The 23,290-nt window shown below is 50.3% G+C and carries 23 protein-coding genes; 11 read left to right on the top strand and 12 right to left on the bottom strand.

All coding sequences use genetic code 11. The features are described 5' to 3' along the window. Positions 1-13: 13 nt before the first annotated feature. Positions 14-2,368: a TRAP transporter large permease gene (locus tag G9C99_RS01925; protein ID WP_166415764.1), complete on the top strand. Its 2,355-nt coding sequence runs from the start codon at positions 14-16 to the stop codon at positions 2,366-2,368. An 89-nt stretch (positions 2,369-2,457) separates the two neighbouring features. Here G9C99_RS01925 and G9C99_RS01920 read toward each other — a convergent pair whose 3' ends face one another. The 4 genes from G9C99_RS01920 to G9C99_RS01905 form a co-directional block, all read right to left on the bottom strand. Further along, positions 2,458-2,850 carry a VOC family protein gene (locus G9C99_RS01920; protein ID WP_166415763.1) on the bottom strand — a complete coding sequence of 131 codons (393 nt, stop codon included), beginning with the start codon at positions 2,848-2,850 and terminating at the stop codon, positions 2,458-2,460. Positions 2,851-2,854: 4 nt separating this feature from the next. Continuing rightward, positions 2,855-3,688: an arginyltransferase gene (locus G9C99_RS01915; RefSeq protein ID WP_166415762.1), complete on the bottom strand. Its 834-nt coding sequence runs from the start codon at positions 3,686-3,688 to the stop codon at positions 2,855-2,857. A gap of 93 nt (positions 3,689-3,781) precedes the next feature. Beyond that, positions 3,782-4,234, bottom strand: a complete 453-nt coding sequence (locus G9C99_RS01910) for an RDD family protein (protein ID WP_166415761.1) — start codon at positions 4,232-4,234, stop codon at positions 3,782-3,784. 52 nt (positions 4,235-4,286) lie between these two features. Beyond that, positions 4,287-4,703, bottom strand: a complete 417-nt coding sequence (locus G9C99_RS01905; protein WP_166415760.1) for a DUF2852 domain-containing protein — start codon at positions 4,701-4,703, stop codon at positions 4,287-4,289. A gap of 627 nt (positions 4,704-5,330) precedes the next feature. Here G9C99_RS01905 and G9C99_RS01900 point away from each other — a divergent pair. The 5 genes from G9C99_RS01900 to G9C99_RS01880 all read left to right on the top strand — a co-directional run bounded on the left by G9C99_RS01900 (position 5,331) and on the right by G9C99_RS01880 (position 11,146). Next, entirely contained in the window at positions 5,331-8,156 is a 2,826-nt protein-coding gene (locus G9C99_RS01900) for a [protein-PII] uridylyltransferase family protein (protein ID WP_166415759.1), read from the top strand. Beyond that, complete coding sequence (locus G9C99_RS01895) at positions 8,134-8,412, top strand: hypothetical protein (protein WP_166415758.1); 279 nt, start codon at positions 8,134-8,136, stop codon at positions 8,410-8,412. The genes G9C99_RS01900 and G9C99_RS01895 overlap by 23 nt, the downstream gene beginning before the upstream one ends. A 289-nt stretch (positions 8,413-8,701) precedes the next feature. Further along, positions 8,702-9,355, top strand: a complete 654-nt coding sequence (locus G9C99_RS01890; RefSeq protein WP_166415757.1) for a DUF6778 family protein — start codon at positions 8,702-8,704, stop codon at positions 9,353-9,355. A gap of 46 nt (positions 9,356-9,401) precedes the next feature. Then, the gene (locus tag G9C99_RS01885; RefSeq protein WP_166415756.1) at positions 9,402-10,601 is read left to right on the top strand and encodes an RSP_2647 family RNA methyltransferase; all 1,200 of its coding nucleotides are present in this window, start codon (positions 9,402-9,404) and stop codon (positions 10,599-10,601) included. Beyond that, a complete protein-coding gene (locus tag G9C99_RS01880) occupies positions 10,601-11,146 on the top strand; it encodes an RSP_2648 family PIN domain-containing protein (RefSeq protein ID WP_166415755.1) in 546 nt (181 codons plus the stop codon). Before G9C99_RS01885 ends, G9C99_RS01880 begins: the two co-directional genes overlap by 1 nt. Here the strand turns inward: G9C99_RS01880 and G9C99_RS01875 are convergent. From G9C99_RS01875 to G9C99_RS01850, 6 genes are read right to left on the bottom strand one after another with little or no spacing between them, the layout of a single operon-like run. After that, positions 11,143-11,826, bottom strand: a complete 684-nt coding sequence (locus G9C99_RS01875) for a M48 family metalloprotease (RefSeq protein ID WP_166415754.1) — start codon at positions 11,824-11,826, stop codon at positions 11,143-11,145. The two genes, G9C99_RS01880 and G9C99_RS01875, sit on opposite strands and share 4 nt — an antisense overlap. Positions 11,827-11,865: 39 nt before the next feature. Then, positions 11,866-13,050 (bottom strand): vWA domain-containing protein, encoded by a 1,185-nt coding sequence (locus tag G9C99_RS01870; RefSeq protein WP_166415753.1) that lies wholly within the window; start codon positions 13,048-13,050, stop codon positions 11,866-11,868. A gap of 2 nt (positions 13,051-13,052) precedes the next feature. Further along, entirely contained in the window at positions 13,053-13,217 is a 165-nt protein-coding gene (locus G9C99_RS01865) for a hypothetical protein (protein WP_166415752.1), read from the bottom strand. Between the two features lies 1 nt (position 13,218). Continuing rightward, the gene (locus G9C99_RS01860; protein ID WP_166415751.1) at positions 13,219-14,592 is read right to left on the bottom strand and encodes a DUF2927 domain-containing protein; all 1,374 of its coding nucleotides are present in this window, start codon (positions 14,590-14,592) and stop codon (positions 13,219-13,221) included. Next, positions 14,589-15,032 (bottom strand): GNAT family N-acetyltransferase, encoded by a 444-nt coding sequence (locus G9C99_RS01855; RefSeq protein WP_166415750.1) that lies wholly within the window; start codon positions 15,030-15,032, stop codon positions 14,589-14,591. Before G9C99_RS01855 ends, G9C99_RS01860 begins: the two co-directional genes overlap by 4 nt. Positions 15,033-15,044: 12 nt before the next feature. Next, a complete protein-coding gene (locus tag G9C99_RS01850; protein WP_166415749.1) occupies positions 15,045-15,884 on the bottom strand; it encodes an AAA family ATPase in 840 nt (279 codons plus the stop codon). A 271-nt stretch (positions 15,885-16,155) separates the two neighbouring features. On the opposite strand from G9C99_RS01850, the gene dksA reads away from it, so the two are divergent. Further along, a complete protein-coding gene (dksA, locus tag G9C99_RS01845) occupies positions 16,156-16,581 on the top strand; it encodes an RNA polymerase-binding protein DksA (protein WP_166415748.1) in 426 nt (141 codons plus the stop codon). A 78-nt stretch (positions 16,582-16,659) separates the two neighbouring features. Then, positions 16,660-17,853: an FAD-dependent monooxygenase gene (locus tag G9C99_RS01840; RefSeq protein WP_231703942.1), complete on the top strand. Its 1,194-nt coding sequence runs from the start codon at positions 16,660-16,662 to the stop codon at positions 17,851-17,853. Here G9C99_RS01840 and xth read toward each other — a convergent pair. After that, positions 17,850-18,656: an exodeoxyribonuclease III gene (gene xth, locus G9C99_RS01835; RefSeq protein WP_166415747.1), complete on the bottom strand. Its 807-nt coding sequence runs from the start codon at positions 18,654-18,656 to the stop codon at positions 17,850-17,852. The two genes, G9C99_RS01840 and xth, sit on opposite strands and share 4 nt — an antisense overlap. A gap of 159 nt (positions 18,657-18,815) precedes the next feature. Here xth and G9C99_RS01830 point away from each other — a divergent pair, with 159 nt between their 5' ends. Continuing rightward, positions 18,816-19,739, top strand: coding sequence for a DMT family transporter (locus tag G9C99_RS01830; RefSeq protein ID WP_166415746.1), 924 nt, complete (start codon positions 18,816-18,818; stop codon positions 19,737-19,739). 153 nt (positions 19,740-19,892) lie between these two features. Here the strand turns inward: G9C99_RS01830 and G9C99_RS01825 are convergent, their stop codons facing one another. Beyond that, positions 19,893-20,219, bottom strand: coding sequence for a HesB/IscA family protein (locus tag G9C99_RS01825; RefSeq protein ID WP_166416280.1), 327 nt, complete (start codon positions 20,217-20,219; stop codon positions 19,893-19,895). An 88-nt stretch (positions 20,220-20,307) separates the two neighbouring features. On the opposite strand from G9C99_RS01825, the gene G9C99_RS01820 reads away from it, so the two are divergent. Both G9C99_RS01820 and argS read left to right on the top strand, forming a co-directional pair. Next, positions 20,308-21,462: a deoxyguanosinetriphosphate triphosphohydrolase gene (locus tag G9C99_RS01820; protein ID WP_166415745.1), complete on the top strand. Its 1,155-nt coding sequence runs from the start codon at positions 20,308-20,310 to the stop codon at positions 21,460-21,462. A gap of 75 nt (positions 21,463-21,537) precedes the next feature. After that, positions 21,538-23,283 (top strand): arginine--tRNA ligase, encoded by a 1,746-nt coding sequence (argS, locus tag G9C99_RS01815; protein WP_166415744.1) that lies wholly within the window; start codon positions 21,538-21,540, stop codon positions 23,281-23,283. The last annotated feature ends 7 nt before the right edge of the window (positions 23,284-23,290 follow it).

The raw sequence follows: 23,290 nt of genomic DNA, 5'->3' as shown, positions 1-23,290 counted from the left end.
AGGGGCAGAACACATGCTTTTTGGACTTGATGGCGTCGAGATCGGCCTGATCATCGTCTTCCTTTGCCTCTTTGGAGGCATCCTGTCAGGCTTTCCGGTGGCGTTTGCCATTGGTGGCGCGGCAGTCATATCTTTTGCAATTATTGCTGGGCTGGATAGCGCAGGGGTGTTGCAACACAATGCAATTGACCGTGGGACTGATGCGTATCGGGCGCTGATTGATAGCGGGGTTCACCCAGATACCGTGTCGAGTTTCAGATACCCTGATCTTCCGACATACGCTGGGCCTCTCTTTGATCGCGGCTGGGAAATTGCACTGGATCGTAACATTGCGTTTATCGTCAACCGAATGAACGAACGTGTCTTTGCTGGGCAATCTATTGAAACGCTTTTGGCCGTTTTGATGTTTGTTCTGATGGGGATTACCCTTGAACGTTCAAAAATCGCCAATGATCTACTTACCACAATGGCTAAGGTATTTGGTCCGCTTCCGGGTGGGCTTGCCGTGTCTGTTGTTGTCGTTGGGGCGTTTCTAGCGGCGTCGACCGGGATCGTTGGGGCAACTGTTGTTACCATGGGTCTGCTGTCGCTGCCGACAATGTTGCGCAACAACTATTCACCTGAATTGGCAACGGGCGTCATTGCGGCATCCGGAACCTTAGGGCAGATTATTCCGCCATCGATTGTGATCGTTTTGTTGGGCACTTTGGCAGGGGATCTGTATTCTGCAGCCCAAGAACAACGCGCCCAAGAAGCGGGATGTTCTAATGCCTTAACCTATCTGGGTGAATCTGCGGTTGTGTCTGTTGGGACGTTGTTCCAAGCGGCATTGCTGCCTGGAATTATGCTGGCTGTTCTCTATGCGACCTATGCTTTTGTTTACGCATTGCTAAAGCCACATAAAGCGCCGCCGCTTATTCTGGATGATAACGGTGGAGAGGTGATTACCCGCAATGAAGCACTGTCATGGTTCCTTGGCGCCCCGGTTGCATTGATCGGTGGTTTGATCTTGGCGGGGACGCTTGGATTTGTTGGATCACAAGATGTGAGCGTGGGCAGTTACTCTCAGCGGAGCGAAAGCGCTGTCCTACGAACCAATGTTTCAGCGCAATGTCAGGCGTCCATGATTGACCTTCATGGTCAGGAAAAATGGGATATTGCGGTTTCTCAGCAGCAGTCCATCGATGACGCCGGTGGCGTTCAAGAAAGCCGCGCGTTGACAGAAGATGAGCAAGCTGAACAGTTGTCCCAGAATATTGCGACTGCTCCGGTCATTGGAACCGGTGTAGGCGTTGCATTTATTCTGCTGGCATTGGTTTTGACGACGGCACGTGGAGTTAAGCCTTCGGCTGATCCACGTAAGCTCTGGGTGGGATTGTCTGGGGTTGCCTTGGGGTTGTTGGTGGATGTGTTCCTGATCAGCCCTTTGACGACGCCAGGCGTTACAATATTGCTGCTCGCGGTACCATTGGTTCTGACGTTCTATGGCTGTAAATACGCCACGTTCCTTTTGGGACAGAACCAGTTGCTAAGAGTTGTCTTTCCTCCACTCATCCTGATCATTGCTGTGTTGGGATCGATCTTGGGTGGTATCACCAACCCGACGCCAGCAGCGGCGCTTGGGGCAGGTGGGGCGATAATGCTCGCGGCATTCCGTCGACTGCGTGATGAGGAAAAATCCGGTAAGATGGTGATTATGACATCTTTTGCGATTGTCATCATGATCCTGATCGGGGTGAACTTTGATTTACGCGTGTCTCGGAATGATGTGCCTGTCGAAGACTGGATTGCGTTTATCGTTGCGCAATGTGCCTACCTGTTTTCAATCTTTGGCATTCTGTTCGCGTGCTGGGTGTTGTTCCGTGGAATGGTGCTTACGCCCATCGTTCGGGAAACGGCCAAGGTCACATCGATGGTATTCACGATTTTGATCGGATCTCAGTTGTTGAACTTGGTGGTGATTTCCTTTGGTGGGGAACACTATATTCAACAATTCCTGCGGAGCTTTGACAGTGAAATTCAGGTTTTCCTGATTGTGATGCTGGTTCTGTTCGTACTGGGGTTTGTGCTTGATTTCCTTGAAATCATTTACATAGTAATCCCAATCGTAGGGCCGGTTATCTATGGTGGAACCATGGACCCAAAATGGGTCACGATCATGATTGCGGTGAATTTGCAAACATCGTTCTTAACGCCTCCGTTTGGATTTGCTCTGTTTTATCTGCGCGGAGTAGCCCCAAAAGAGGTGACAACGGGTCATATCTACCGTGGGATCATTCCGTTTGTCTTCATTCAGGTATTTGGCTTGCTGTTGTTATGGATGTTCCCATCCGTCGTGACGATCGTTCCAAACCTCATTGGACATTAAGCAGGTATTGCCTACTAAAATGAAAAGCCGCCCTTCGGGGCGGCTTTGCTGTATGTGTCGGGCCTTTGGCCCTCCGGCGGGTGTTACGTTCAGCTGTTGCGTTCCAAAAGATCCCAACGATTGCCCCAAGGATCCTGGAAAACCACCACCCAACCATATGGTTCGTGCCGTGGATCTTCTTCAAAATGAACACCTGCGGATTTCATACGGTCATAATCTTTTTGGAATTGATCTGTGGTGAGAAAGAAACCTACGCGTCCGCCGGTTTGATTGCCAATAGCTTGGGTTTGTTGTTCAGATGCAGCGCGTGCAAGCAGTAACCGAGTGCCAGTCGAGCCGGGCGGTGCAATCATCACCCATCGTTTTTCTGGGCCCATAGGGGTGTCTTCGATCAAATCGAAACCTAGGGTGTCCACATAAAACTTAAGGCCGGCATCATAATCTGACACCAGCAGTGCAACTGCAAAAAGGGATTGCGACAAGGGATTACTTTCGATGTTTAGAGGGGGTCATTGAGTCAGGCAGAGAAATATTGGCGACCTGTACAGCAATAGGATCATTCGAGAGCGGGTGAGGCTCGGCTGTGAATGTATCTGGATTGTCTAAAGGGGCCCAAGCTGTTCCATTAAACACCTCAAGTGCGCTAAAGGCCGATTTATATCCCATCTTAGCACTGCCCGGGACCCAATACCCGAGGTAAACATAAGGCAGGCCTGCGTCTTGGGCGATTTTGATATGATCCAAAATAACATAAGTGCCCAGACTGTCGCGCATACGGGACGGGGCGTAGAACGAATAGACCATTGAAACGCCATCATCCAAAATGTCGGTTAGGCAAACGGCGGCAAGTTCTTCCTCGTCTTTATTGCTGAGGTATTCAATGACGCGGCTGCGAATTGGGGTCTCTTCGATCATAGCCGCGAATTCAAAGACATCCATGTCTGCCATGCCGCCTTCGGCGTGGCGAGAATCCAAATATTCTCGGAAAAGGCTATACTGTTCTTCGGTTGCCCAGGGGCTTCTTGCATAACGAGACAAGTCACTGTTGCGTTTCATTATGCGTTTTTGAGTTTTGCTTGGTTTAAAATCCGCTACTCGTATCCGTGCAGAAAGGCAGGAAGAGCAATCTGCACAAGAAGGTCGATACAAAACATTTTGCGATCGACGGAAGCCTTGTTTAGATAAAGAGTCGTTTAAAGTTTGTGCTGTATCCCCTTGTAATGCGGTAAAAAGCTTGCGTTCTTGCCGACCCTCCAAATAGGGGCAAGATTGCGGAGCTGTCACATAAAACTGTGGAGCAAGAGGAAGGCTATGGCGCATCAGGGACTCTAATACCTTAGTTCTGTTTACAGAAATCTAACAAGAGTTCGGGGAAGCGCCAAGCCGTCAATTTAAAATTGTACGCCAGAAAGGCTAAGAACGTGCACGATGGTTAATCGCAGCGGTGCCTAAAACCATGTCTGTTAAGCTCTGAGAACGCGAGGTTGTGACAATGGTAAAGATCGAAGCAAGCTGAGGTAGGATCATGGACCATTGGATTGTCGAGCCGAGTGTGTGCAACAACGCAAGAGATCCATCAAAGGTCTGACCGTCGCGTGATCTGAATTCGATTGAAACCAAACGCATACCCCATGTGGCTGAGCGATTGGATAGGGTTGCCCAACGATACAGAAAGTTCACAACGAGAAATAAGAACGGCAGAAAAAATACTGCTGTAAACGCTGTGAAGGGAACGATGATGATCGTTATAACAGTCGTAAGAACCGTATCGATGATCCAGGCAAAGAACCGTTTTGTCGGGATATCGGCGTAAAAATCTGCTTCGCGCTCCGGGTCGGGAAGGCCCCATAGGGCTGCATCAGGCATTGGAAATCCTATTTAGTGATGAGGATGCGGCCCGTACAGGCCGCCCCTGTTGTTAAGCGTCGATTGGTTTGTCGTCGATGCTCTCGTTTGCTTTTTTGGCACGATCATCCATGAACGCGTCGAATTCTGATTTATCTTTGGCATCGCGCAAACGCTCCAGAAAGGCCTCAAAGCTATCTTGTTCATCTTCGAGACGACGTAACGTATCTGCTTTGTAAGCATCAAAGGCTGTGTTGCCGCTGGATTTAAAGCCATGTGACTTCATGGTGTTATAAGCATCAGATTTACGGCGGCGATGGCCGCATTTGCCAGAAAACATGCGTTTACTCCAGATCATGTAAGCAAGAAGAGCGAGGCCCACAGGCCAAACGAAAATAAAGCCAAGGACCATTGCTGCGATCCAGGCGCCTTTGCCGCGTTCGTCGAGCCATGTTTCAGCTTGGGTGGGCCAGGTGGCAACGGTGCTCATTTAAATCTCCTATTTGGTTTTATTAATGTGAATGCCTTTCACATACCAGATTTGGGGATTTGTGATGAAGTTTCAAGTGAATATGTGAATGAAATTTACATTATTTTAATTTATTGTTTTAATTCAGATGCTTAATCTGAAAAGGAGTTTTTGTGATACGTTAGTGCGCTATGGATAAAGATGCTGAGGGTGGCTGCAGGAAAAGGTTCAGCCGGGCCAAAAAGAATAGCACGGTTCCCGTCATATCTGAAATCGTGCGGAAACATTTTCTGAAAATCAGAGATAACGGATGTTTGACAATGGGTGTAGATGGCGTATTCGCCTATTTTGCTTAGACCTACACGTATCGGTGTGCCAGTTTTCGCAACAAAAGAGGGCTGCCCCCATTTTAAAGTTTCTTTGATCGCTCCGACATGCTCCGTTTTTGCGGCAACATTGAAAATGAGGTCACGTAGAGACATAAGGTGCGCACGTTGTGGGGACGGAAATGCAGTAAAGGCGTTTTCAACCGCTGTTGATTGGAATGGGTGAGTCATACTACGAGGTTAAGTGCCTCCTACATGGCTGTCAAAACCTTAGCGTCACGAAGGACGTTGACCACCAAAGCGTCGCAACGCACAAATGCGTATGACCTTTGCATCCCGTATTTCCCGCACGCCGATTCCTTTTGATATTGATCGTGCCGAAGAGGCATTATTAGCCGTTGACACAATCCACGAGGCGCGCGCGCTTATTCTTGGAGCAGCGGGATGCAGCCCGTATTTTTCAACATTGATGTTGCGTGAAAACACTTGGCTGCGCGCGGCATTGGAGCAATCCCCAGAAACTGTTGTCGCTGGAGTGTTTGAACAGTTACGGGAGACGCCCTTTGATCAAATTGCTGTGGCATTGCGTCAGGCCAAACGGCGGATTGCATTGTTCACCGGGCTTGCGGATGTTGGCGGTGTTTGGGCACTGGAACACGTGACAGGTACGTTATCAGATTTTGCCGATTTGGCGGTAGATCTCGCGATGAAGGCCTGCGTCGCACATGAAATCAAGCGCAAAAAATTACCCGGCATGGGCGAAGATGACATCGCAACGGCGGGGGGAATGGTTGCGCTCGCTATGGGAAAAATGGGCGCGGGGGAGTTAAACTATTCCTCCGACATTGATTTGATTTGCCTATTTGACGAAAGCCGGTTTGCGCCGGAGGATTATCACGACGCGCGCGCAAGCTTTATCCGGGCAACGCGCAAAATGGCCGCGATGTTGAACGACCCCACTGGCGAAGGTTATGTCTTTCGGACAGATTTACGTTTGCGCCCTGATCCGTTGTCGACTCCGGTCTGTCTGTCGATGGAAACCGCTGAGCGGTATTACGAAAGCCTTGGGCGCACTTGGGAACGTGCCGCCCATATCAAAGCGCGCCCATGTGCCGGTGATGTCGAGGCAGGTTGGTGTTATCTAGACCGACTGCGTCCCTTTGTGTGGCGTAAACATTTGGATTTCGCGGCCATTCAGGACGCACATGATATGCGATTACGCATTCGGGATCATAAAGGATTAGGTGGGGCGATAAAGCTATCCGGCCACAACATGAAACTGGGGCGCGGGGGCATTCGTGAAATTGAGTTTTTCACACAGACACGGCAATTGATTTCTGGTGGACGTGATGTCGATTTGCGATGTCGTGGAACGGTCGATGGGTTAGCAGCATTGGCGCAAAAAGGTTGGGTTCCAAAAGATGTGGCTGACACGTTGACGACCCGCTATCGCACCCACCGCGAAATTGAACACCGACTTCAGATGGTGAATGATGCCCAGACTCATAGTTTGCCAACCAGCGATGAGGGTTTTGAACGGCTCGCTGCGTTTATGGGCGAAGCTGACGTAGCACTACTCAAGTCGCGGTTACGTGCCGAGCTGGACGAAGTGCACGACTTGACCGAAGGATTCTTTGCGCCAGATGAAGCGGGTGAAGATATGCCAGAACTGTCCGAAACTGCCGAAACGATTGTATCAAGGTGGTCAACATACCCCGCGCTGCGTTCTGACCGGGCGGTGACGATTTTTAGGCGCCTAAAACCTGAGTTGTTAAAACGATTGTATCAAGGGACAAAACCAGACGAGGTTTTGACTCAGTTTGATGGGTTCTTGGCAAATTTACCGGCAGGCGTGCAATTGTTTTCGCTCTTTGAGGCCAATCCTCAGCTTATTGATCTGTTGGCTGATATTTGCACGACCTCACCGGCTTTAGCGCAGCATTTATCAAAAAATTCTTCAGTCTTGGATGCGGTTCTTGGCGGCAGCTTTTTTGCCCCATGGCCGGGAATGTCACAGCTGCGCGAAGATCTGAATGAACAATTAGAGAATTATGATGATTACGAACGGCAACTTGATGGTGCGCGACGCTGGGCGAAGGAGTGGCATTTTCGTATCGGTGTGCATCACCTGCGTGGCCTCATTGATGCGCAAGAAGCGGCAAAGCAATATGCCGACTTAGCCGAAGCTGCTGTCGCCGCGTTATGGGGGCCCGTGAGCTGCGAGTTCGCCCGGAAACACGGCGCTGCGCCTGGCAAAGGGGCGATGGTATTGGGAATGGGATCGTTGGGGGCAGGGCGTCTATCCGCGCAATCTGATCTCGATTTGATTGTGATTTACGATGCAGATGGGGTTGATAGTTCTGATGGACGGCGGCCTTTGGCGACGCGACCTTATTATGCGCGGCTGACGCAGGCATTGGTTGCCGCGGTATCGGCGCAGATGGCGGAGGGGCGATTGTACGAGGTTGATATGCGATTACGCCCTTCTGGGCGGCAAGGGCCAGTCGCAACATCGGTTGCATCTTTTGAAAACTATCAACGTGATGAAGCCTGGACATGGGAACATCTTGCGTTGACTCGCGCGCGCGCCATTGCAGGTGAGCCAGAGGTCATGGCGCAAGTCGAGTCGTTGCGTACGACAATTGTGTCGGAGAAAGGCGCGCCTGAAACGGTGCTTCAGGATGTGATTGAGATGCGGGAACGTTTGGCTGAGGCCAAGCCTGCAACACATGAATGGGAGGCAAAGCTGGGGCCGGGACGTATGCAAGATATTGAACTTTGCGCTGAAGCCGCCGCTTTGATGAGTGGAAGCATTCAGAGGTCGGTGAATGGGCAGTTGTCTGCAGGCGTTCGCCTTGGATGGCTAACACGTGAAGAAAAATCCACACTTATGTCATCTTACACTTCCTTTCAGCGTCTTCAGCTTTGCACAAAGCTACTGACTGAGAAACCTTTGGAACTGGGGGAGGTCGGAAGTGGCGGGGTTGAATTTTTGTTGCGGGAATTGGGTGAAACAGACGGTGGAGGCGCAAATGGGCTTGCGCTGCGTTTGAATAATCAGGCAGAAGCAGCCGGTCAGGTGGTGGATACGGCAATGGCGCGTATTCCATCTTTGGAGAGAGAAAATGACAGATCTAAAAACAATTGATAAGCGCGGGCTTTTTGCTGACAGCTATATCATCGAAGGGATCACCGAAGGCGAATGTCGGTCGATCTTTTTGGATTGGGCAATCGGCCTACCACAAAACCAAAACCCCCAAGAATGGGTTGCGTTTGTTTTAGATCACTATGGGCCAAAAGATCCAGATCACCCAATGACAAAGGTTTTACGCGAAGGTTTAGAAAAGCCCTCCGCTCCGAAACGCCGTGGTGGACGCGCAACGAGAGTTCCCGCGCAACAATAGAATGTAATCCATATCTATTGTATACCAGATGAATGAAATGCTCACCTTTGGTGGGCATTTTTGGTTTTTAGTAGCCAAATTAGCGGGTGCTTTTGATTGGCGTTAGTCAAAAAGTGTAAAAGTTTCCATTTTGTTAATATTTATGTCATTGGTAACTATCTGAAAAATAACTTTAAATTTCCTACAGTTTCTTTTGTGTCCAGAATTGTACAAGTTTAATCAAATTGTTGCCCCATTTCGAAGCGACAACAGTGCCAATCAAATGAGCAGACGTCCGGAGGGACAAAAAATGGCACTTAAAAAAGCACTCGCATTTCTCGTAATCGCCCTAGGCGCAAGCGCCTGTTCGACTTCTGTCCCGGTTTCTCGGAACACCGTGATTGAACCGCAAATGATCGCCCCCGCAACACCGGCCTATTCCGTGGTTGGCTTTAGTGTGGATGCGCCTGAATCTTTGCGTGTGAGCGAAGCCAATAGCTATTATCCTATGGCTGATGTCGTATGGCGCGGTGACGCTTATGGTAACCGCCTAGAACAGATCGAAGCCATCTTTGAAGATAGCATTGGTCGTGTAATCCCGCATTTCTCAAGTGGCCGTGATGTAACTGTTCAAGTCGAAATCGAACGGTTCCATTCCTTGACCGAACGTACACGCTATACCTTTGGCGGTAGCCATTCGATCAAGTTTAACTACACTTTGCGTGATGCAAACACAGGTGTTGTGCTAGATGGTCCACGTTTGGTCGTGACAGATCTTGAGGCATACGGTGGACAGGCGGCAATCGTTGCTGAAAGCCGCGGAGAAACACAGAAAGTACGGATTTCCCGCCACTTGGTTCAGGTGATAGGTCAGGAATTGGCGCGTCAGCCGGTACCAGAGGCAAACGAAACCTTGGCTGAGGCTGAACGCTACAGCATTTTGGAACAAGTCGGCGCGATCTAAGTCAAAAAGACTTTTCGTTTTTGATGAAACAGACTAAGGGGATGGCATGATGTCATCTCCTTTGCCCGTTGTACGCCTTAATCCAAAATCCGAAGCCCGGGCTATTCGCCACGGGTTTCCTTGGATTTATTCAAATGAAGTTGTCACTGATCGCCGCACAAAGGCGATAAAGCCAGGCGCCATTGCCCACGTGGCAGACACAAACGGTGTGTTGATGGGGGTGGCTGCGGTTAATCCTACGTCAAAGATTTTTTGCCGGATGTTGGACCAAAACCCTGATGCAGTGATTGATCAGGCTTGGCTTGAGGGTGTTCTGACGCGGGCACTTAAACACCGTGAAATGCTGTATGACGCACCTTTCTACCGGTTGATCCATGCGGAATCTGACGGATTGCCGGGCGTGATTATGGACCGATTTGGCGATACGATTGTTGTGCAGCCCAATGCGGCATGGGCCGATGTGATGTTTGACGCTCTGGTAAACGCGATTGTCGCGGTGACCGGTGTTGCAAACATTGTGAAAAATGGAACGGGGCGCGCACGTGCGCTAGAAGGGCTGCCAGAAGAAACCGAAGTTGTACGTGGCTCGGTTGATGGTGCAGTTCCTGTTCAGATGAATGGGGCGACCTATATGGCTGATTTGTTGGGTGGTCAAAAAACAGGTTTGTTTTACGATCAGCGCCCCAATCATGCATTTGCACAGCGTTTGTCTAAAAATGCGCGTGTTTTAGATGTGTTTTCGCACGTTGGTGGGTTTTCATTGGCGGCGCTGGCTGCTGGCGCTGAGGGCGCTATCGCTGTCGATGGTTCGCAGAATGCACTTGACCTCGCCGTTGAGGGTGCAAAAGCCATGGGCAAAGAAGATCGCTATTCGGTCATGAAGGGCGATGCCTTTAAGGTGCTAGAAGAGCTTGGTGCATCTGGAGAGGTCTTTGACGTTGTGATTTGTGATCCACCTGCATTTGCACCGTCTAAAAAGGCGATGGAAGCCGGATTGCGGGCCTATGAGCGCGTTGCGCGCCTAGCTGCGCCATTGGTTGCACCGGGTGGCTATCTGGGGCTGTGTTCCTGCTCTCACGCCGCGGATTTGACCCGGTTTAGAAATGCATCAGCGCGCGGTATCGGACGTGGTGGACGCCGCGGCCAATTGATCTACACAGGATCTGCTGGGCCTGATCATCCATTGCTGCCACAGCTTGCCGAAAGCGGTTATCTGAAATCGTTGTTTTTCCGGTTAAACGGCTGATGCGCGCTCTACTCGATGCTTGCGTTATTTACCCGACGGTGATGCGCGAAGTGTTATTGGGCGCAGCAAAAGCTGGACTGTATCGCCCGCTGTGGTCAGATCGTATTCTCGAAGAGTGGGCCCGTGCGACACGACGCTTGGGCCCCGAAGCCGAAGCCATAGCGCGTGGTGATATTGCGATTATGCGCGGCCAGTGGCCAGCCGCGAATGTAAACCCCAAAGCAGGTGATCTCGCGCGGCTTTGGTTGCCTGATGAAAATGATATTCATGTATTGGCAGCGGCGATTGCCGGTTCTGCAGACACTATTGTCACAATGAACGCCAAAGATTTCCCACGCCAGATTTTACAGGATGAAGGCGTACGGCGTATTGATCCAGACGGGTTTCTATATGATCTTTGGTTGGATCATTCAGAAGTCATGGAGGACGTTGCACATGCTGTTCACGCAGAAGCCGAACGTTTATCAGGGCAAGAGTTGGATATAAGAAAACTGTTTAAAAAGGCAAAGTTACACAGGTTTTCTAAAGCGATTTCTGTGACTTAACGCGCCCAATTCTGCTCCAACTCTTCGATCTTAGCAATCCGCTGCGTCGTTTTCGGATGCGTCATAAGCCACGCGGGAACCGTCCCACCATTCGCACCTGTTAGGGCTTCGAGTTTGTGAAAGAGTGACTTTTGTGCCGATGTCCCGATACCAGATTTAACGAGCAATGCAGCGGCATATGCGTCCGCCTCGTATTCATCGCTGCGTGACAAACGGGCCGCCAAAACAGAGGTCAGTGCGCCAGCGATATAGGCGCCAAATCCGGGTAAAAACCGCGACAGGACCATGGCCAAGGCTGTGCGTAGTGCATTTTGTCCTGAAAAATCGATCATGCGACGACGGGCGTGCCCCAATGCAACATGGCCTAATTCATGCGCGATTACACTGGCCATTTCATCGGCTGTGACTTCGCCTGATTTGAATTTATTGTAAAAGCCGCGGGTGATAAAAATGCGCCCATCTGGCGCGGCCAATCCATTGACCGGCTCAATTTCGTATAGGAAAACGCGTATGCGGGGCAGATCCAACGCGCGGGCCATTTTATCTGTCATCTGCTTGAGTTCAGCATCAGCAAGTTCAGTCGATTGCGCGTTTAACTGACGATGTGTCCGTGCCACCGAAAATCTGTACATTACTAGGCCGTAAAGAACGGCCAACAGAATTGGGGTAAATCTTAGCATAGGTTTAATATGGGGGCGTTCAGGAAAATTGAAAGCATGTTATCTGCTAAGGTCACGCATTCCGCGATCAATACCTGAAAGAGTCATTGGAACCATTTGATTTTCAAAGATTTCTTGTATCATCTTTATCGAATGCGTATAGCGCCATTGCGCCTCAGGCATGGGGTTGATCCACAAATTGGAAGGCCATTGCGACCGGGCGCGCTCTAACCAGACCTGACCAGGTTCTTCATTCCAATGCTCATTGGCGCCACCGCGATAGGCAATTTCATAAGGAGACATTGAGGCATCACCGACAAAAATGCATTTATAGTCAGAGCCATATGTGCGGAAGATTTCGTCGGTCGAGATTTGCGCATTCCAGCGGCGTTTGTTGTCGCGCCACACACCTTCGTAGAGGCAATTGTGGAAATAGAAATGTTCAAGATGCTTAAATTCGGTGCGTGCCGCAGAGAACAGCTCCTCAACCACGCGGATGTAGGGATCCATTGATCCGCCCACGTCTAAAAATAGCAGGACTTTTACGGCATTGCGGCGTTCTGGGCGGGTTTTAACATCTAAATACCCGTTCTCCGCCGTTGCGCGAATAGTGCCGTTCAGGTCAAACTCTTCTGCGGCGCCATCTCGCGCCCATCGTCGCAAGCGTTTGAGCGCCACTTTGATATTGCGCGTCCCAAGTTCAACACTGTCGTCTAAGTTCTTGAATTCACGTTTATCCCAGACTTTTACCGCGCGCTGATGGCGGCTTTTGTCTTGGCCGATGCGTACACCTTCGGGATTGTAGCCATAGGCCCCAAAGGGGGAGGTTCCCGCCGTGCCGACCCATTTATTACCACCTTGATGGCGGCCTTCTTGTTCCTTAAGGCGTTCTTTTAGTGTTTCCATAAGCTTATCGAAGCCGCCTAAGGCTTCGATTTCGGCTTTTTCTTCAGCGCTTAGGTGTTTTTCAGCAAGCTTTTCCAACCAGTCGGCTGGGATATCCACTGCGTCTAACACATCGTCAAGTTTGATATTTGCAAGGCCCTCAAAGGACTTGGCAAAGGCTTGATCAAACTTATCGAGATTGCGCTCATCTTTGACCATGACTGTGCGGGCAAGATAATAAAACCCGTCAATATCATAGGTCACCAATCCCGCCTTCATGCCCTCCAGAAAACTCAGATATTCGCGCAAACTCACGGGGATGCCAACGGATCTGAGGTTTTCAAAAAAGGGTAAGAACATCGTCAGAGCATCCGTTCAATTACGATGGTGACAAACAACCCTAGGATCGCCAGCAGGATCGCGTGGATCGCGGCGTATTGAATGATATCCAGACGATTGCCGCCACGCTTTTTCGCTTTGGAAGCCCCCCAAAACGCCCCAATAAGGATTCCGACGATTACAAACATGCTAGCCTCCGGCAGGAATAGGTTCTAGGCGCAGAGAACTGATCGCGCCAAGGCGCGCGTTGATCTCTGCTTCGGTGCCGAACCCATATCGTGCCCATGCCAGACTGTCGAGTTGGATCGCACGGGCTGATGCGTTTTGACCCATCTGTTGGAGCGCTTCTGATTTTATCAATAAAAGTGTCGCCAATAGTGCTGCTTGTTGATGTCGCCGGGCGATGGGGATTGCGGCATCGCTGAGTTGAATGGCCAAAGTATCGTCACCAGCAGACAGGGCGTAAAGGGCGAGGTGGTTTAGCACATGCGCGCTTTGCGTATCGGTTGCGGGCTCTGTGTTGTAAATTTCGCGGGCTTCGATCAGCGCAGCCAACGCAGCGTTGCTATCAGTAGGGGCAATGATACGGGCATATGCAAACAGACTGAAGGCCAGGCGGGTGTTGTTCCAATTTTGCGCACGTGCGATATCAATGGCACGCCGCGCAGCGTTCACACGCCTCAAGGCTCCGGTTCCCGGCGAAAGTGCGGCTTCTATTTCGGTTTTCCATGCTCGTGGTGTATCTGCACGCGTGTCCACGGTGTTAACGACGCCATTGGGATTAAGGCGTGCTAATATGTTTGAAATTCGGGCTGCGACCTCTGAGCGGGTCATGCCGTTTGAAAGTTCGGAGTCGTAAGTCGCCCGAAGCATCAACATGTCAAACCCGGTCAATACGGTATGAAAGTTGTCATCATTAAAAACAGAGTCAGGCAGGCGATAAAGATCATTCAGGGGCCCCAATGCTTGGGCCAGCTCTTCGTGAAGGCAATCGCGCATTTCTTGGGGGCTGACATCGTTGGGGATGAAAATGGCAACTGTTTCGCGTTGCGTAAGGGTCGTCCAGTCCGTTGTCGAAGAATTGCGCGCCCGACGGTATTGGTTCCAACTGGTCACGCGGGGGACAACGAAGCAGGCGGCCTGAGGAACTAAGCTTTGCAGTTGCGTGCGAGGAATGAGTTCAATGTTGATTGACGCGTCGGTTTCTGCGGAGACTTGGGTAATTGTAATACCTGCTTCGTTTTGCAGCCGGCTTAGCAATGCGCGTAGATCGTTTTGAAAAACACCAGAAACACGTCCTACGGTGTGCAGGGTGATCGGGCCTTCAAATCGGGTGAAGCGTTCAATCTGACGACCACTTTCCATTTCAAAAGAAAGATCAAGAAAATCTTGCGCGATTTGTGAGTTTGGGCGTGTTGACGGAAGATTTGGTGCGGTGGAAAAGGCCCGCATACTGGGAAGAGGGGTTAAATCAGGCAATTGATGGGCCCGCCTTTCAGGGGGCGCATTGCTGGTGCATGCCGTGATAAACACTAATGAAATCAGGGGTAAAATACGTTTCATGGTCTCGTATATTTAATAAATGGGCTAAGTACACCCACAGTATCATATAGAATTCTGGCTTTTTTGTTGAAATCTTGTGTCATCCAATAGACAGAAGGCGCGTTTTGGCGGTCTGCTTCGGTGTATACGGCTTCTATCAGGCTGCGCCCGACCCCTTTTCCACGTGCTTCGGGAACAGTGTACAGATCCTGGAGGTAGCAGGTGTTTTCAATTTTCCATCCATGACGATGAAAAAGATAATGCACCAGACCAAGGAGCTTACCGTCTTCTTCGGCGACAAACCCGCTAAAATCCTGGGGATCGTCCCCTAGGAGACGGGCAAAGCTGCTTTGATATATCTCTTCGCCCAATTCGGTTTCGTAATACGCCAGATATCCACACCAAAGCGTGCGCCATTGTTGTTCGTCATTCGCGGTGATAGGGCGGATATTGACTGTCATATTTAACCTTACTTAACGTTGGCCACGTGCCAAAAAGGCTAGGCGTTCAAAGAGGTGCACGTCCTGTTCGTTTTTTAACAAAGCACCATGCAATTTAGGAAGCGAATTTCCTGCATCACGTGCAAGGTCTTCTGCGGATAGGTCTTCGGCTAAAAGAAGCTTAAGCCAATCCAAAACCTCAGAGGTCGACGGTTTTTTCTTAAGGCCAGCCGTTTCGCGAATTTCGTAAAATTGCGTAAGAGCGCTGGTCAGCAGGGAGTCTTTTATTCCGGGATGATGGACTTCGACAATCTTGCGCATAGTGTCCATGTCTGGGAAACGGATGTAATGGAAAAAACAGCGGCGCAGGAACGCATCAGGCAGCTCTTTTTCGTTGTTTGAAGTGATGATAACAATTGGGCGCTGCTTTGCGCGAATGGTTTGACCTGTTTCGTAAACGTGGAATTCCATTTTATCGAGTTCTTGCAAGAGATCGTTTGGAAATTCGATGTCTGCTTTGTCGATTTCATCTATCAGCAAAACCACCCGTCCATCGGCGTCAAAGGCTTGCCAAAGCTTACCCTGTTTGATGTAGTTTTTGACATCATTGACCTTTGGGTCGCCCAGCTGACTGTCACGCAATCGGCTTACAGCATCATACTCATATAAGCCCTGTTGCGCCTTTGTGGTAGACTTGATGTGCCATTCCATCATCGGCAGGCCAAGAGCTTTACTGACTTGGAGCGCGAGTTCGGTTTTACCTGTTCCCGGTTCCCCTTTGACCAACAGTGGGCGTTCTAACGCGACCGCGGCATTTACAGCGACTGTGAGGTCTTCGGTTGCGACATATGATTCTGTACCGGCAAATTTCATTAGACGTGGGAACCTGTTTTATGTGGATGTTTGCCGTACCGGAGTATTGCGGGTTTTTCGCGAGGCCAAGTGTTTTCTGCCTCAACCCAACCTTTAGGCGCAAAATTAGGCATGGGTCGGTTCTAAGTTGTATGGAATCACAATCAAATTATGCAAAAGTTGCGTTCCCCTAGTGACAAGCTCTTAGAAAGGGATTAATGGCAACGCCAGAGAGAGGGAGCCGATTGGCAGACTCACTAGGTTTGTCACCGGCCAAATAAAGGGAGCAGGTATGAAAGCTGAAGTTTTCTTACCAGACGACTACCGCCCGGCTGAAGATGAACCATTTATGAATGATCGTCAGTTGGAATATTTTCGTCGGAAGTTAGTCGCTTGGAAGGCCGATCTTATGGCTGGTACAAGAGACACAATCGAAGGTCTTCAAGACAACACGCGTAACATCCCTGATGTTGCTGATCGCGCGTCTGAAGAAACGGATCGTGCGATTGAATTGCGCACGCAGGACCGTCAGCGCAAATTGGTTTCTAAAATTGATGCGGCTTTGCGTCGTGTCGAAGAGGGCGAATTTGGCTACTGTGAAACCACAGGTGATCCTATTTCGCTCAAGCGCTTGGATGCACGGCCTATCGCAACCATGAGCCTTGAGGCCCAAGAGCGCCACGAACGTAAAGAGCGCGTTCATCGCGACGAGCGATAAAAGACAAGTTTAGGAAACGGGAGGGGCGCTGAACCAGATCGTTCGGCGCCCTTTCCATTGGAAGGCGAATGCGTCGTGATGACCCGGCAGTTTGATATGTGCTCCAACGAGAAAATCACTATTTTGGGTGCAGGCATTGGCGGGCTTACGGCAGCTTTGGCCTGTGCACAGCATGGCGCGAAAGTGCAAGTGCTGGAACAAGCAGAAGCAATTCGTGAAGTTGGGGCAGGGCTTCAAATTTCGCCCAACGGTTTCAAAGTCCTTGATCGATTAGGGTTAGGTAGCGCAGTGCGTAGTCTCGCCGTCGAAGCCTCCGCCGTTCAATTGCGTGATTATGCGGCAGGAAAACCGGTGTTTTCCTTAGAATTGGCGCAGTCATTGCACCGTCCTTACCTTTTTGTTCACCGTGCAGATTTGATTAATTTGTTGGCCGGCGCAGCACGTGCTGCCGGTGTTAAGATACGGTTTTTACAGCACGTGAAGCAGGTTGAGCTTTGCGCCGATGGTAAGCCGTGCTTAACAACGGCCCAAGGGGCGCGAGTCCCGGCTGGGCTGCTTATTGGGGCTGATGGTGTGAAATCGGTTGTGCGCCCAGCTGTTTGTGGACCATCCCGGCCGTTTTTCACACGCCAAGTAGCGTGGCGGGCTGTTGTGCCTGCGCTCGGAGAGATGGCTGCGCAGGTAACTGTGCATATGGGGCCGGGGCGACATATCGTATCCTATCCCATTCGTGGCGGGAAATTTGTGAATATAGTTGCCGTCGAAGAGCGCACCAATTGGGTTGAAGAAGGTTGGAACCGCAAAGATGACCCGCAAAATGTACGCGAAGCCTTTGCAAAGTTTTGCCCCGATGTGCGCGCTCTGCTGGATCGCGTTGAAGAGGTGCATCTTTGGGGTTTGTTTCGGCATCCTGTTGCAAATAACTGGTCCAAAGGACGTATGGCGGTTTTGGGAGATGCAGCGCATCCAACCTTACCGTTTATGGCACAAGGCGCATCAATGGCGATTGAGGATGCTTGGGCCTTGGCACAATCCTTGGATACACATGATGACGTTGCAAAGGCATTCGCTGCCTATCAGGACATACGCATCGGGCGTGTGCGTCGAGTGATCAATGCATCCAGTAACAATGCCCGTAATTACCATCTAAGTTTCCCACCGCTACGTTTTGCAGCGCACACGGCACTGCGTATCGCAACGCGAGTTGCGCCTGAGATGGCATTGAAAAAATTCGACTGGCTCTATGGCTACGATATCACCAAAGAAATCTAGGCGTTAAGTTTGACCCAAACCGGGACGTGATCAGATGGTTTTTCACGGCCTCTGATATCTTTATCAATTTGGCAATCTTCCATCAAATCTGCACATTGTGGTGTCATAAGAAAATGGTCGATCCGTATTCCATTGTTTTTGTTCCATGCGCCAGCCTGATAGTCCCAAAAACTATATTGTTCAGGGTTTTGATTGCGGGAACGGAAAGCTTCGGTAAATCCTAAATTCTGTATTTTGCGCCACGCTGCGCGGCTTTCTGGTCGAAACAGTGCGTCCTCGCGCCAACCGTCTGGTTTGGCGGCGTCTTCGGCTTGGGGGATGATGTTATAATCACCCGCCATCAACGCAGGTTCTTCTGAAGCTAATAGTTCTTGCGCGCGTTTATAAAGGCGTTCCATCCAAGCAAGTTTATAGGCGTATTTGCCACCTTCGACAGGTTGCCCATCTTCGGTCAGTTCAACGGGATTACCATTGGGAAGATATAATCCACAGACGCGAATTGCCTTTTCTCCGACAACGGTGGCCTCGATCCAGCGGGCTTGCTCGTCACTGTCGTCACCCGGAAGGCCGTGTGTCACATCTTCGAGCGGCAGTTTTGAAAAAATCGCAACGCCATTAAACCCTTTTTGCCCATGGGTGTAGACATTGTAACCAAGATCTTCGAACACGTCTCGTGGGAATGCCTCGTCAACGGATTTGATTTCCTGAAGGAGCGCTACATCGGGGGATGCTTCTTTCAACCAATCACTGAGCGCATTGATCCGGGCCTTAACGCCGTTGATGTTAAAAGTCGCAATTTTCATGACGTGCTCCCGATGGTTTATCCCTTAGTAACGGGGCGGATGGTGCAAGCACAAGAGATAGGTCGGGGTTTCACAATGGGAATTCTCTAACGAACCGATTTCATTTGCTAAACTCTATTTCCAGCTCTAAGGGGAATAGGTCAATATGGGGGCTTTGCCATGAATTTTCGGTATCTACTTGGCATTGGAATGCTGTTTTCAATTGCGGTGATTTGGGGCTTTACCTTTGCGTTTCAGCGCGAAGGCATGGAATTTATTGGCCCTTATACGTTTAACACGATCCGGTTCTTCATTGGTGCGCTGTCGGTCCTGCCGGTGATTTGGATTTTTCCACGTAAAAAAACAGCGGAAGGATCACCAAAAACCGTGATCGGTGCAGGGATTGTTACCGGCGCTGTTCTGTTTGTCGGGATTAATCTCCAGCAGGTCGGCATGATCGAAACCACCGCAGGCAAAGCAGCGTTTATCACGGGGCTTTACATCTTAGCTGTTCCCATCATGGGGATATTCCTAGGCCAAAAGATCGGAGCAAAGGTGTGGTTCGCGGGCGTTTTGGCCGTCGTTGGGTTGTATTTCCTATCAGTTACAGACGGATTTCGATTGGCACCCGGTGATGGATTGGTATTCGCAAGCGTTCTGTTCTGGGGCGGTCAGGTTGTTCTGGTTGGAATTTTTTCGCCCAAAGTGCATGGCCCTACATTCGCATTTCTACAATTCGCAACTGTGTCAGTGCTAAGCGCACCGCTCGCCTTTTATTACGAGGGGTTCAATATTGATGGGATTGATGGTGCGATCACCGGTTTGCTCTTTGCGGGCATCGCAGCCACAGGCATTGCAATTACCTTTCAGGTGTTGGCGCAAGCTTGGGTGCCCAGTGTTCAGGCCGCTATGATCATGAGCATGGAGACCGTCTTTGGTGCGATTGGCGGTTGGTTGTTGTTGGGTGAGGTTTTGACACAGCGCATGTTGGTGGGGGCAGGGTTGATGCTATGTGGAATTATCATTGCTCAGCTGCCGGGACGCCGTCGGCAAAAGCCGATCCGCTGGGCATTTCGTAGGACAACGAAAAAGGCTTCTAAATAAACGGCCTGACTTTATGGTTTTGAAACATTTGGATGTTTAGCTGTCTTTAGTGGCGGCCTAAATAAGCGCCGAAGGTCGATTTTGTATGGATTGGTTAGTCATGTTTAGGCGCAGCGCAGCCTCAGAGTGTGTTTTCTGAGGCTGCGTTTTCACTTACATGGAAAAACTGGTGCCGCAGCCACATGAACTGGTCGCGTTTGGATTGTTGATTATAAACCGTGCGCCAATCAGTTCTTCTGTGAAATCAATCTCAGCGTTGGTCAAAAAGGGGAGCGAAACGGAATCAACCACAACCTTTTGACCTTTGCCTTCTAGAACGAGGTCATCCTCGGTGGCTTCGCCCAAGGTGATTTCATATTGAAACCCTGAACATCCGCCGCCATCGACAGCGATACGCAGCGCTTTTTCATCACTGGCGCCTTCGTTGATTTCAGCCAACCGATCAAAGGCGCGATCTGTGACTTTTGGTGGCAACATCAAGTCCATAGGAACATAATCCGTTTTCATTTCATTTTTACCTATTTCTGAATATAAGGAAGGGAACAAGAGGCGACAACAGGCAGTGAACATGAATGCACCATTCGCATCCGACCCGGCATTGGCCAGTGGGCGGCTTTATCCTGAGGAAGAAAGCGCATTTCGGTCATGTTTTCAAAGGGATCGCGACCGTATTATTCATGCTTCGGCCTTTCGCAGACTGAAACATAAGACCCAAGTTTTTATCGAACATGAAGGGGATTATTTCCGCACACGCCTGACTCATTCCATCGAAGTGGCCCAAGTCGCACGCACAATTGCGGGATCTTTGGGGTTAAATCAGGAACTGACCGAAGCAATCGCATTGGCCCATGATTTGGGGCATACCCCTTTCGGTCACACGGGCGAGGACGCTATGGAAGTGTTGATGGAACCGTACGGAGGTTTCGACCACAATGCTCAGGCGATCCGAATTGTCACGTCCCTAGAACGGCATTACGCTGAGTGGGATGGGTTGAACTTAACCTGGGAAACGCTTGAAGGCATTGCGAAACATAACGGTCCGGTGACAGGTGAGTTGCCTTATGCGCTTGCTGATTACAATGAAATACACGATTTAGAACTGCACACCTACGCCAGCGCCGAAGCCCAAGTTGCGGCGATCGCAGATGATGTTGCTTATAACAATCACGATTTACACGATGGGTTGCGGGCGGAGTTGTTTTCAACTGATGAACTCGCGGAACTGCCGCTGTTAGATGGGTGCTTTGCTCGGGTGGATGAATTGTATCCCGGTCTGAATTATTACCGTCGCCGACATGAGGCACTGCGCCGGTTCTTCGGCGTTTTGGTCGAAGATGTGATCAATGACGCACAACGGCGTATTGCGCTTATCAATCCTAAAAGCGTGCATGATATTCGTCACGCGGGCCACGCAGTTATCCAATTTTCCGATCCCGTGTTTCAGGATTTGAAAGTGATCAGAGAATTTTTATTCCATCGCATGTACCGCGCACCGTCTGTGGTCGTTATGCGGAAAAAAGTCACCAAAATGGTTCACGATCTGTTTCCTTTGTTCATGGAACAGCCTGAATTGTTGCCAAAACAATGGCGCAAAGATGTGGCCGAGGCGCAGGGCGAAACCATGCTGGCACGCATTGTTGCGGATTACATCGCAGGTATGACAGATCGCTTCGCCATTCAGGAACATGAACGTTTAATTGGTGGAATTGACACGAGCGAATAGGGCAATTCCCCGCTTCCCCGTTGACGAGACAGCAGAGCGTGATAAACCGCGCCTTGAACGAATGGAAAGCCAGACATGAACCTTTTTACCGATATCCGCGCGCTTGTGATCGTAAGCCTTGAGGCAATGACCTCTGAAGGGCTGTTGCCTGAGGGTTTGGATTTTCGAAATGTCGCGGTTGAGCCGCCGCGCGATGCGGCGCACGGTGATATGGCAACCAATGCAGCTATGGTTCTTGCAAAACCCGCTAAAATGAAACCACGCGATATCGCAGACGCATTGGCGCAAAAATTGGTTGCGGATGACCGTGTTGAATTAGCCGAAGTTGCAGGTCCGGGTTTTTTGAATTTACGCCTGTCCAGCGCGCTTTGGCGTGGTGTAGTGATTGAGACCTTGAACAAAGGCACTGCTTTTGGTCGCTCAGCCATGGGGCAGGGCACAAAGGTCAATGTCGAATATGTGTCAGCTAACCCGACAGGACCACTGCATGTGGGTCACACACGTGGGGCCGTGTTCGGGGATGCCTTGGCAGGTTTGCTTGATTATGCGGGTTATGATGTTACGCGTGAATACTACATCAATGATGGTGGCGCGCAGGTAGATGTGCTCGCACGGTCAGTGTATTTGCGTTACCTTGAGGCACACGGCCAAGAAGTTGCATTCCCCGACGGAACATACCCTGGGGATTATCTGATCGACGTTGGACAGGCCTTAAAGAAAAAGGTTGGCGACGCCTATGTTGGTAAAGCCGAAGACGTTTGGCTTCAGGATATTCGCGAGTTTGCCACAGAGGCGATGATGGATTTGATCCGTGCTGACCTTAAGGCGTTGAACGTCACGATGGATGTGTTTTATTCGGAAAAATCCCTTTATGGAACGGGCCGGATTGAGGCTGCTATTGGCGAACTCGACGCCAAAGGTCTGATTTACGAAGGTACGCTTGAGCCGCCGAAAGGCAAATTACCCGAAGATTGGGAAGCACGCGAACAAACCTTGTTCAAGTCCACAGATCACGGCGATGATGTGGACCGTCCGGTGAAAAAATCGGATGGATCATGGACCTATTTTGCCCCGGATATCGCGTATCACTATGATAAAGTGGATCGTGGTTTTGATCACCTGATCGATGTTTTTGGTGCAGATCACGGTGGCTATGTAAAACGGATGAAAGCGGCCGTCTCCGCGCTTTCTGATGGGAAGGTTTCTATCGACATAAAGCTTTGCCAGTTGGTGAAGCTGTTTAAAAACGGCGAACCCTTTAAGATGTCAAAGCGTGCAGGGACGTTTGTTACCTTGCGCGATGTTGTTGAACAAGTCGGACCGGATGTGACCCGGTTTGTCATGTTGACGCGGAAGAATGACGCGCCGCTTGATTTTGATTTTTCCAAGGTTCTTGAGCAATCCAAAGACAATCCTGTGTTTTATGTCCAATATGCGCATGCCCGTGTGAATTCCATTTTGCGCAAAGCTGCAGAAGCGGGCGTTGCCGTGGACGATGCATCGTTGGTGGGAGCAGATTTGCAACTCCTGTCTCATGAGGCTGAGCTGGGTGTCGCAAAGAAGTTGGCAGAATGGCCACGTCTGGTTGAAATTGCAGCCCGTACAAATGAGCCACACCGCGTTGCATTCTATCTTTATGAATTGGCGTCTGATTTTCATAGTCTCTACCATTTGGGCAAAAATACGCCTGAGCTCAGAGCGTTGCAGGAAAGCGATGCTACGACATCGCAAGCAAAAATTGCGCTCGCGCGCGCCGTAGCGGTTGTTATTTCTGCAGGTCTTGGTATCTTAGGTGTGACTCCGGTCGAAGAAATGCGCTAAAAAATCG

Source organism: Cochlodiniinecator piscidefendens, assembly GCF_011326755.1.
Lineage (GTDB): Bacteria > Pseudomonadota > Alphaproteobacteria > Rhodobacterales > Rhodobacteraceae > Cochlodiniinecator > Cochlodiniinecator piscidefendens.
This window is presented reverse-complemented; position numbering and strand designations above follow the sequence as displayed.

Coding starts and splice junctions, on each gene's coding strand:
- G9C99_RS01925 (WP_166415764.1), top strand. CDS start 14: ATGCTTTTTGGACTTGATGGCGTCGAGATCGGCCTGATCATCGTCTTC.
- G9C99_RS01915 (WP_166415762.1), bottom strand. CDS start 3,688: ATGCGCCATAGCCTTCCTCTTGCTCCACAGTTTTATGTGACAGCTCCG.
- G9C99_RS01910 (WP_166415761.1), bottom strand. CDS start 4,234: ATGCCTGATGCAGCCCTATGGGGCCTTCCCGACCCGGAGCGCGAAGCA.
- G9C99_RS01905 (WP_166415760.1), bottom strand. CDS start 4,703: ATGAGCACCGTTGCCACCTGGCCCACCCAAGCTGAAACATGGCTCGAC.
- G9C99_RS01900 (WP_166415759.1), top strand. CDS start 5,331: ATGACCTTTGCATCCCGTATTTCCCGCACGCCGATTCCTTTTGATATT.
- G9C99_RS01895 (WP_166415758.1), top strand. CDS start 8,134: ATGACAGATCTAAAAACAATTGATAAGCGCGGGCTTTTTGCTGACAGC.
- G9C99_RS01890 (WP_166415757.1), top strand. CDS start 8,702: ATGGCACTTAAAAAAGCACTCGCATTTCTCGTAATCGCCCTAGGCGCA.
- G9C99_RS01885 (WP_166415756.1), top strand. CDS start 9,402: ATGATGTCATCTCCTTTGCCCGTTGTACGCCTTAATCCAAAATCCGAA.
- G9C99_RS01880 (WP_166415755.1), top strand. CDS start 10,601: ATGCGCGCTCTACTCGATGCTTGCGTTATTTACCCGACGGTGATGCGC.
- G9C99_RS01875 (WP_166415754.1), bottom strand. CDS start 11,826: ATGCTAAGATTTACCCCAATTCTGTTGGCCGTTCTTTACGGCCTAGTA.
- G9C99_RS01870 (WP_166415753.1), bottom strand. CDS start 13,050: ATGTTCTTACCCTTTTTTGAAAACCTCAGATCCGTTGGCATCCCCGTG.
- G9C99_RS01865 (WP_166415752.1), bottom strand. CDS start 13,217: ATGTTTGTAATCGTCGGAATCCTTATTGGGGCGTTTTGGGGGGCTTCC.
- G9C99_RS01860 (WP_166415751.1), bottom strand. CDS start 14,592: ATGAAACGTATTTTACCCCTGATTTCATTAGTGTTTATCACGGCATGC.
- G9C99_RS01855 (WP_166415750.1), bottom strand. CDS start 15,032: ATGACAGTCAATATCCGCCCTATCACCGCGAATGACGAACAACAATGG.
- G9C99_RS01850 (WP_166415749.1), bottom strand. CDS start 15,884: ATGAAATTTGCCGGTACAGAATCATATGTCGCAACCGAAGACCTCACA.
- dksA (WP_166415748.1), top strand. CDS start 16,156: ATGAAAGCTGAAGTTTTCTTACCAGACGACTACCGCCCGGCTGAAGAT.
- G9C99_RS01840 (WP_231703942.1), top strand. CDS start 16,660: ATGACCCGGCAGTTTGATATGTGCTCCAACGAGAAAATCACTATTTTG.
- xth (WP_166415747.1), bottom strand. CDS start 18,656: ATGAAAATTGCGACTTTTAACATCAACGGCGTTAAGGCCCGGATCAAT.
- G9C99_RS01830 (WP_166415746.1), top strand. CDS start 18,816: ATGAATTTTCGGTATCTACTTGGCATTGGAATGCTGTTTTCAATTGCG.
- G9C99_RS01820 (WP_166415745.1), top strand. CDS start 20,308: ATGAATGCACCATTCGCATCCGACCCGGCATTGGCCAGTGGGCGGCTT.
- argS (WP_166415744.1), top strand. CDS start 21,538: ATGAACCTTTTTACCGATATCCGCGCGCTTGTGATCGTAAGCCTTGAG.